Source organism: uncultured Gemmiger sp. (genome assembly GCA_944388105.1).
Taxonomy (GTDB): Bacteria; Bacillota; Clostridia; order Oscillospirales; family Ruminococcaceae; genus Gemmiger.
The window spans coordinates 1-9,212 of the sequence record CALXHN010000081.1 but is presented as its reverse complement, the minus strand read 5'-3'; the positions used below and the strand labels follow the sequence as shown (position 1 = coordinate 9,212).

The following is a 9,212-nucleotide window of genomic DNA, read 5'->3' as shown; positions in this document are numbered from 1 at the left end:
ACCCAGGCGCCCGCCCCGGACACCCAGGGCAATGTGGTGACCGTCCACTCGGAGGAGGAACCGACGGCCACCCCGGCCCCCACGCCGGTCCTGCCCGCCCTGCCTGCGGCCACCCAGGCGCCTGCCGCCACCAAGGCCCCCGCAGCCACGGCCAGACCCACCGCCACGCCGGAGCCTTCCCCCACACCGGAACCCACCGTGACCCCGGCCCCCACGGCGGCGCCGGAAACTTCTGCCGAGCCCCAGGCCCCGCAGAACGACGCCGCCCCCAAACCGGCCCCCGGCACCAAGACGGTGCACCGCTGGCCCCTGGTGGCCCTGGGCGCCGGCCTGCTGGCCGCCGCCAGCATCATCGGTGCGGTGGTGCTGATCCCCCGCGGCCGGAAATACCGCTGAGTTTTCCACCGAATGCCCCCTATTTGTTGAAAAGCCGCCGCAGCGCTTGGCACGCTGCGGCGGTTTTTTGCTGCCCGGGTCTTGATTCTGCCGGAGGGCTGGCATATAATGGGGACGCGATTCATTGATATATCAATTAGTGATGCATCAACGGTCTGGTGCATCACCTGCAAGGGAGTGTGTCTATGTCCTATCCCATCCATACCCTACTCATCCGCACCGCCCACCGGCAGCAGAATGCCCTGCGCCCCGCCCTGGGAGAGCTGGGGCTTTCCACCGGGCAGCCCAAGGTGCTGCGGTGTCTGGCCGCCCAGGGGCCCTGTTCCCAGCGGGAGCTGGCCGACCGGTGCGATGTGGACCCCGCCGCCATCTGCCGCCTGCTGGACGGCATGGAGCGCGGGGGGCTGCTGGAGCGCCGCCCCAGCAAGGCCGACCGCCGCACCGGGGAGGTCCATCTGACCGAAAAGGGCCGCACCGCCCTGCAGGCCTGGGAGGAGCGCTGCCTTTCCTTCGAGAACCGGATGCTGGACGGCTTTTCGAAGCAGGAGAAGGCCCTGCTGCGGGATTTTCTGGAACGGGCCTACCGCAACGTGGGCGGCAGGCTGTGAACGGAGGGGTGCTTGTATGAAGGATCTGAAATATATCTTTGCCTATCTGCGCCCCTGCCGCCGCCAGGTAGCCGCCGCCGTGGGGCTGGTGTTCATCGAGTGCATCTTTGAGATGAGCATTCCCATGCTCATGACCGGCCTGGTGGACGTGGGGGTGGCCAACCGGGACGTGCCCTACATGCTGGGCCAGGGCGGCAAGATGGTGCTGTGCGCCCTGCTGGCCCTGGTCACCGGGCTGCTGTACGCCCGGTATGCCGCCCGGGCGGCCTACGGCTTCGGGGCCGAGCTGCGTCTGGCGGAGTACCGCAAGGTGCAGGAATTCGACTTTTCCAACCTGGACCGGTTTTCCACCTCCTCCCTGGTGACCCGCATGACCACCGATGTGACCGTCATGCAGAACGCCGTCACCAGCGGGCTGCGGCCGCTGGTGCGCAGCCCGGTCATGCTGTTCATGGGGGTGGGCATGTCCTTTCTGCTCAACCCCTCCCTGTCGGTGGTCTTCTTTGTGGCGGCCCCGGTGCTGGGCATCGCCATGGCCTTTCTGGTCACCCGCATCGGACCGCTGTATGTGCGCCAGCAGACCGCCGTGGACCATCTGAACGGCCGCATCCAGGAAAGCCTCACCGCCATCCGGGCCATCAAGGCCTTTGTGCGGGGCGAACACGAGGACGAAGCCTTTGACCGGGTGAACCGGGAACTGACCGGCGCCAGCGTGGACACCTTCCGCCACGCGGCGCTGAACCAGCCGGTGTTCCAGGTGGTCATGTACACGGCGGTGGTCTGCATCATGTGGTTCGGCGGCCGGTTCATCCTGGTGGGCAGCATGACGGTGGGCGAACTCACCGCCTTCCTGAGCTATGTGCTGCAGGTCATGAACTCGGTGATGATGATCTCCAACGTCTTTCTGCTGCTGACCCGGTCCCTGGCCAGCGCCCACCGCATCCGGGAGGTGCTGGAGGAGCGCCCCGCCCTGGACGAGCCGGAAGCGCCCCTGATGACCGTGCCCGACGGCCGCATCCAGTTCCGGGACGTGACCTTCCGCTACGCCGAGGGCACCGGCCGCCCCGCTTTGTCGGACATTGACCTGACCATCCCCGCCGGGGCCACGGTGGGCATCATCGGCGGCACGGGGTCGGCCAAGACCACCCTGGTGCAGCTGATCCCCCGCCTGTACGACGCCACCCAGGGCACCGTGCTGGTGGGCGGGCAGGACGTGCGCCGGTACGATCTGGCCGCCCTGCGGGACGCGGTGGGCATCGTGCTGCAGAAAAACCTGCTGTTCTCCGGCACCATCCGGGACAATCTGCGCTGGGGCAACCCCGACGCCGACGACGAAGCCCTGTGGACCGCCTGCCGGCAGGCCTGCGCCGATGAGTTCCTGGAGCGGATGCCCGCCGGACTGGACACCGACCTGGGCCAGGGGGGCGTGAACGTTTCGGGCGGGCAGAAGCAGCGGCTGTGCATCGCCCGCACCCTGCTCAAGCATCCCAAGGTGCTGATCTTTGACGACTCCACCAGCGCGGTGGACACCGCCACCGAGGCCCGCATCCGCAAGGCCCTGACCGCCCTGCCCGACGTGACCAAGATCATCATTGCCCAGCGCATCACCTCGGTGATGGAGGCGGACATGATCGTGATCCTGAAAGACGGCACCATCCACGCCGTGGGCACCCACCAGGACCTGCTGGCCCGGGACGAAATCTATCAGGAGATCTATGCATCCCAGATGAAAGGAGGGGACGGCCATGGCCAAGCCCTTTAACGGACGCCGCCCGCAGAACCTGCGGCGCACCTTGCAGCAGTTCGGCCGGTATCTGGGCCGGCACAAGGTGCTGCTGGTGCTGGTGGGCATCCTGGCGGCCATGAGCGCCGCCGCCAACCTGCTGGGCACCTACATGATCAAGCCCATCGTGAACCAGATCACTGACACCGGCAGCCTGTCCGGTCTGGTGGCGGGGGTAAGCATCGCCGCGGCCATCTACGCCGTGGGCGCCCTGTCCACCTTCGGCTACACCCAGATCATGGTGCAGGCCGCCCAGAAGGTCCTCAGCGACATCCGCCGGGACCTGTTCGCCCATCTGCAGACCCTGCCCCTGCCCTTCTTCGACGCCCAGCGCAAGGGCAACCTGATGAGCCTGTTCACCAACGACGTGGACACCCTCTCGGATGCGCTGAACAACAGCTTTGCCATGCTCATCCAGAGCTTTGTGCAGGTGGCGGGCACCCTGATCCTGCTCTTTGTGCTCAGCTGGCAGCTTTCCCTGCTGGTGATCGTGGGGTACGGGGCCATGTTCCTGTACATCCGGTACAGCACAAAACGCAGCCGCCAGTATTTCAGCCAGCAGCAGGCCAGCCTGGGCGAGCTGGACGCCTACATCGAGGAGATGGTCACCGGCCAGAAGGTGGTCAAGGTGTTCAACCACGAGCAGGCCAATCTGGACGGCTTCATCCGCCGCAATGAAAAACTGCGGGCCGCCGGCACCGGCGCCCAGACCTATGCGGGCACCATGGTCCCGGCGGTGGTCAGCATCGCCTACCTGAACTATGCGGTCATCACGGTGGTGGGCGGCATCCTGGTCATGCTGGGCCGCACCGACCTGGGCAGTCTGGCCAGCTATCTGGTGTTCGTGCGCCAGTCCAGCATGCCCATCAATCAGCTGACCCAGCAGAGCAACCTGCTGCTGGCCGCCATGGCCGGTGCGGAGCGCATCTTCAGCGCCATGAACGAAAAGCCGGAGATCGACGAAGGCACGGTGGAGCTGGTGGACCTGCGCCCCCAGGGCGGCAGCGGCTGGGCCTGGCGGGATTCCGCCCACCCGGATGCGCCGCTGGTTCCCCTGCGGGGGGATGTGCGGTTTGAGGAGGTCAGCTTCGGGTATGAGCCGGGGCAGACCATCCTGGAAGACCTGAACCTGTACGCCAAGCCCGGGCAGAAGATCGCCTTTGTGGGCTCCACCGGCGCGGGCAAGACCACCATCACCAACCTGATCAACCGGTTCTATGAGGTGAACAAGGGCCGCATCACCTACGACGGCATCGACGTGCGCCGCATCCGCAAGGACGACCTGCGCCACAGCCTGGGCATGGTCTTGCAGGACACCCACCTGTTCACCGGCACGGTGGCGGACAACATCCGGTTCGGCAAGCTGGACGCCACCCAAGAGGAGATCGAGGCGGCGGCGAAGATCGCCAACGCCGACTCCTTCATCCGCCGCCTGCCCCACGGCTACGAGACCATGATCACCGGGGACGGGGCCAACCTGAGCCAGGGGCAGCGGCAGCTGCTGGCCATTGCCCGGGCCGCCGTGGCCGACCCGCCGGTGCTGATCCTGGACGAAGCCACCTCCTCCATCGACACCCGCACCGAGGCCCTGATCGAAAAGGGGATGGACCGGCTGATGGAGGGGCGCACCGTCTTTGTCATTGCCCACCGGCTGTCCACCGTGCGCAACGCCAACGCCATCATGGTGCTGGAACACGGGCGGATCGTGGAGCGGGGCAGCCACGAGGAGCTGCTGGCCCTGCACGGGGAATACTACCAGCTGTACAACGGCATGTTCGAGCTTTCCTGAGGTCAGCTCACGGTGCATCCCGGGAAATAGTATTCCAGGATTTTGCGCCAGTCCGCCCCGCCTTCGGCCATGGCTTTGGCGCCGTACTGGCTCAGGCCCACCCCGTGGCCGTAGCCCCGGGTGGTGATGACGAACTGTCCGTTCCTCCAGGCAATGGCAAAGCAGGCGCTGCGCAGGTCCAGAGCACTGCGCACCGCCGTACCCGCGCAGGACACGCCGCCGATCTCGATGCTCTGCACATAGCCGGCCTTATCCCACTGGCTGGCACCGATCCAATCTTCGGGGTCACCGTCCAGGGACAGTCCCAGGGAAGCCGCCGCTGCGGCGAACTGGGTATCGCTGTACTGGATGGTGACCTCGTATTCGTCACTGTACTTGTCCCAGGCCGAATCCACCCCGCACAGGTAGGACAGGGCTTCCCCCCATACCTGGCGGCTGTCCTCGGTGTGGCCGCTGCTGATGGCATGGTAGGCGGTCAGGGCGGGGGCTCCCTCATACAGCACCAGGGAATCCGCCGCCTGCTCGGCCAGTTTGGTGAGACGGGCCCAGTTTTCCGCAAAGTCCTCCCCCCACCGGGCGCGCAGGGCGGCCTCATCGGTCCAGCCGCTGGCCAGGGCGCTGTTCACCTGCAGCCAGCCGTCGGTGTCGCTGCCGCCGTGGTCCCGGCTGTACAGGGCATAGGTGTGGCTGGCCACCATCTGGGCAAGAAGAGCGTCATCCGGCCAGGTCAGGGGCATCTCGCTGGCGGCGGCTCCCGCCATGTAATCCACCGGACTTACCGACACCGTACCGCCCGCCGCGCCATCGTACAGCAGGACCGGTTCCCGGGCATCGGTGAGCAGGGGGTCCTCCGGGGCGGAGGTGGCAGCCGGTTCCGGCTGTGAGGGGGCGGCGGTCTCGGCGGTGGCGGACACCGCTGCCGGCACTGACGCCGGGGACCGGGGCAGCGCCAGACACAGGAAGGGGGCCGCGCCCGCCACTGCGGCCAGCACCGCCGCACACACGAAAGTCTGTTTCACAAGGGCACCTCCCGGCGGGGACAACTTGCATTTTGCGGCGCGGCAGGCTACAATAAGGAAACACAGCTGCGGCACCGGGCTTGTCCCGCCCGCTTGTTTCCAGTATATTCATCGGCCGGGGCGGATATGCCCCGCCGGGAAAGGCCGTCTTACATGACCCAAACCAACTCTTCCCCCCATCGTCTGCCGTTTTTCCTGATGCTGGGGTTTTGCCTGCTGGCGCTGGCCCTGCGCATAGCAGACCTGGCTTTCTGCACAGACCCGGCCACCGGATTTGTGACCGAAGGCCCGTTCTGGGCCCGCATTGCGGTGCCGGCGGCGGGGGTGGTGCTCAGCTATGCGGCGGCGGGCCGTGTCAACCGGCGGCCCCGGGCCCTGCTGGGGCCCTGCGCCGGCCTGGGCGTCTGCCTGCTGCTGCTCACCGCCGCGCTGGCATGCGGTGCCCTGCTGGGGGTGCCGGAACTGGCCGCCGCCTTTGACCCTCTGCTTCTCATCAGCACCGTGACCGCCCTGCTCTGCGCCCTGTGGTCCCTGCTGTGGGGGGTGCGCGCCTTCGGCCCGCTGGCCGACCCCACCCGCCGGCTGCCCGGCGCCCTCACCGCCCTGCCCGGGACCCTCTTTTTCCTGTGGCTGATGGTGGAACGCTTCGCCATCGCCCCTGCCTCGGTGATGCGGCTGGGCAGTACCCTGCGGGTGCTGAGCAGCGCCGCCGCCCTGCTCTTTCTGGCCATGGTGCTGCGGGTGTTCCTGACCCCGGGCCTGCCGGTGGGCCACGCGGTGTTTGCCGGGGGGATGATTGCCTTTCTGGTGTGCACCTGCCACGAACTGCCCCAGGCTGTCTTTGAGTTCTGGTGGGGCCGGTCCGGCCTTGCCGATCTGGCCACCGGCCTTGCCATGGGCCTTTGGGGCATCACCGGGCTGGTGTGCGCCTGGTATGCCGCCGGCGCGGGACTGCCCTTGCCCCCGGACCACAACTTCTACGCCAGAAAATAAGATTTTTGCCATGAAAAAAGCCCTGCCGCATCAGCGGCAGGGCATTTTTTGTTCACGGTTCCTGCGGGGCCCCCGGCCGGCAGACCGGCCCGAACCCGGCCGGGTCCCGGCGGTAGGCCTGTTCCCGTTCGGGGCTGTACCCGAAAACGGTCCCGGGCAGCACCGGCACAAGCTGGTCGATGAGCTCCCGTCCGTCCTCCGCGCTTTGCACAAAGATCTCGTGGCAGCGGCGTCCCGGCGGCTCGCTGCGGCTGTAGACCAGCAGCCGGTAAGCGGAGCCATGGCGGACCTGTCTGACCCGGCTGATATAGATCCAGGCCACATCCTCATGCTGCAGCATCCAGCTGCGGGGGCCTTCCAGGTTGATGAGCCATCCGTCCTCGGCGCTCAGCCCCCTCTCCCCCTTGCCCAGATGGACCACCGCGTCCAGGATGCGCACCTGTTCCTCCGGGTACGGGCGGTTCCGGCAGTAGTCGGTGATCTGCTGCAGGCGGGCGTCCCGCAGGGCCCGGGAAAGGTTCACCCCCGTCAGGGCAAAAAAGGCGATGGCCCCCAGCCCCAGCAGCAGGATGGTGCCGCCGTCCATCCCCCGGACCTTGCCCTGGACCAGCACCAGCGGCAGGAAATTGTCCAGTTCCTCCCCGGACAGCCCGTAAACCTGCTGCAGGTAATGGTAATACAGTTCCCGGGTCTCCTCATCCATGGGCCGGACCCCGCCCCGCACCGTGAGGCTGGACCCGTCCCAGAGGTAGGCTGCGGGGTTGCTGCGCCACAGCCCGGTCTGTTCCAGCACCCTGTCCCCCGCCGGGATCATCCGGGCGGGCACCTGCACCCCGATGAACGTCCGGCCGTCCGACAGCGGCACCAGATATTCCCGGGCGGTGACCGTCTCCCCGCCGATGGCGTCGGTGACCACCGTATCGGCGTACCAGTCCCAGATGGTGTCGATCTCCGCCGCCGCATAGGCGCCTTCCAGCTCCGACGGCGTCATGGCGTACAGGTCCCGCGGTCCCTGCACCAGCTGCCACAGTGCCGGCATCACCGCCGCCGCCAGCCCCAAAGCCGGCAGCAGGGTCAGCAGCAGGACCGGGATCCGGGCACACAGGATCCGCCGCCGCATGTATCTGAGCGTGTCCATGGGCTGATTCCTCCTTATGGTTTTCAGTGTAGCACGATGCTGCCCCTTTGCCCAGGGGATTCACACATAGATCTCATTGCGGCGGGGCGGCAGGCGCTTGACCTCGGCATGGGGCGCGGCGGCCTCCCGCCAGGCGGCGGGGCTGGTGCCGGTCTCCCGCCGGAAAACCCGGCACAGATAGTTGGCGCCGGAAAATCCGCACAGGCTGGCGATCATTTCCAGGTTGTACTCCCGGTCCAGCAGCAGGAGCTTGGCCGCCTCGATGCGGGTGTGGGTCAGGTATTTCCCGGGAGAAATGCCCATCTCCGCCGAAAACACCCGTACCAGGTGGCACTTGCTCACCCCCAGGGCCTGGGCCAGGTCCTCCACCCCATACAGGGCCATATAATTGTTGCGGATGCTCTCCACCGCCTCCGCCACCAGGGGCGACAGGCGGCGGGGCGGCTCATCGGCGTGGGCCAAGGCGCACAGCAGGGCGTAGGGCGCGGCGCCCACGGCCGGGTCCGGGGCGGCGCCGGCCTCCGGGGCGGGGGCGCTGCACAGGCGGGCCAGCTGTTCGGCGGCGGTGGGACAGGCGGCACTGTCCACAAAGCGGGGCGCGGCCAGCCCCTGCAGGAATTCGGTCACCGCCGACCCGTCCAGGCGCAGGCAGAGCAGGTGGCAGGGAGAGAGGGGCCACAGGGTGATGGTGCCGAACCCCAGCAGGATATCCCCCGAGCTGCCGGTGGTCTGCACGGCGCCGGGGCCTTCCAGGGTACAGCCGCCGCTGGAAAGGACCCCCGTCCACAGCCCCGCCCCGTCCAGCACCAGGGGGTCTTCCCCCTGCAGTTCCCGGGTCTCGCAGGGGCGGCAGCAGCGTGTCCAGTCAAATATCAATTTCTGGCCTCCTATATCAATAAAATGCTATTTCTTTTTCCATTCTAAGCTGATATCATAAGTTTGTCAAGAAAATCAGGCGCCGCAAGGCGTCAATAAAAAACCATTTGGAGGGTACCATCATGGCCAGTATCAGCTGCCGTCATATCTACAAGATCTATCCCGGCAATGTCACCGCCGTCAAGGATTTCAACCTGGAAATCGCTGACAAGGAGTTCATCGTCTTCGTCGGTCCTTCCGGCTGCGGCAAGTCCACCACCCTGCGTATGATCGCCGGTCTGGAAGAAATTTCCAAGGGCGAGATGTACATCGGCGAGCGCCTGATCAACGACGTTCCCCCGAAGGACCGCGACATCGCCATGGTGTTCCAGAACTACGCTCTGTACCCCCACATGACCGTGTACAAGAACATGGCTTTCGGTCTGGAACTGCGCAAGATGCCCAAGGACGAGATCGACAAGCGCGTGCGTGAAGCCGCCAAGATCCTGGAGATCGAACACCTGCTCGACCGTAAGCCGAAGGCTCTGTCCGGCGGTCAGCGTCAGCGTGTTGCCCTGGGCCGCGCCATGGTCCGTAACCCGGCGGTCTTCCTGCTGGACGAACCTCTGTC

8 protein-coding genes and 1 pseudogene are annotated in these 9,212 nt (G+C 66.6%); 6 read left to right on the top strand and 3 right to left on the bottom strand.

Annotated features, from left to right (window positions below):
* The 4 genes and pseudogenes from Q0K17_RS08850 to Q0K17_RS08835 form a co-directional block, all read left to right on the top strand.
* Nucleotides 1–396: pseudogene (locus tag Q0K17_RS08850) on the top strand (hypothetical protein); the annotation flags it as partial.
* 185 nt (nt 397–581) lie between these two features.
* Entirely contained in the window at nt 582–1,004 is a 423-nt protein-coding gene (locus tag Q0K17_RS08845; RefSeq protein ID WP_294542375.1) for a MarR family transcriptional regulator, read from the top strand.
* 16 nt (nt 1,005–1,020) lie between these two features.
* A complete protein-coding gene (locus tag Q0K17_RS08840) occupies nt 1,021–2,766 on the top strand; it encodes an ABC transporter ATP-binding protein (RefSeq protein WP_294542374.1) in 1,746 nt (581 codons plus the stop codon).
* Nucleotides 2,750–4,576 carry an ABC transporter ATP-binding protein gene (locus Q0K17_RS08835; RefSeq protein ID WP_294542373.1) on the top strand — a complete coding sequence of 609 codons (1,827 nt, stop codon included), beginning with the start codon at nt 2,750–2,752 and terminating at the stop codon, nt 4,574–4,576. Before Q0K17_RS08840 ends, Q0K17_RS08835 begins: the two co-directional genes overlap by 17 nt.
* Before the next feature lie 2 nt (nt 4,577–4,578).
* Here Q0K17_RS08835 and Q0K17_RS08830 read toward each other — a convergent pair whose 3' ends face one another.
* Nucleotides 4,579–5,595, bottom strand: a complete 1,017-nt coding sequence (locus Q0K17_RS08830) for a SpoIID/LytB domain-containing protein (protein WP_294542372.1) — start codon at nt 5,593–5,595, stop codon at nt 4,579–4,581.
* 153 nt (nt 5,596–5,748) lie between these two features.
* Between Q0K17_RS08830 and Q0K17_RS08825 the strand changes: the two genes are divergently transcribed.
* Complete coding sequence (locus Q0K17_RS08825; protein WP_294542371.1) at nt 5,749–6,588, top strand: hypothetical protein; 840 nt, start codon at nt 5,749–5,751, stop codon at nt 6,586–6,588.
* Between the two features lie 52 nt (nt 6,589–6,640).
* Here Q0K17_RS08825 and Q0K17_RS08820 read toward each other — a convergent pair whose 3' ends face one another.
* Both Q0K17_RS08820 and Q0K17_RS08815 read right to left on the bottom strand, forming a co-directional pair.
* Nucleotides 6,641–7,726: a DUF6709 family protein gene (locus tag Q0K17_RS08820; protein WP_294542370.1), complete on the bottom strand. Its 1,086-nt coding sequence runs from the start codon at nt 7,724–7,726 to the stop codon at nt 6,641–6,643.
* Between the two features lie 60 nt (nt 7,727–7,786).
* Entirely contained in the window at nt 7,787–8,602 is an 816-nt protein-coding gene (locus Q0K17_RS08815; protein WP_294542369.1) for an AraC family transcriptional regulator, read from the bottom strand.
* Between the two features lie 122 nt (nt 8,603–8,724).
* On the opposite strand from Q0K17_RS08815, the gene Q0K17_RS08810 reads away from it, so the two are divergent.
* Nucleotides 8,725–9,212 (top strand): ATP-binding cassette domain-containing protein (locus Q0K17_RS08810; RefSeq protein WP_294542368.1); only part of this gene is annotated, 488 nt, incomplete at its 3' end.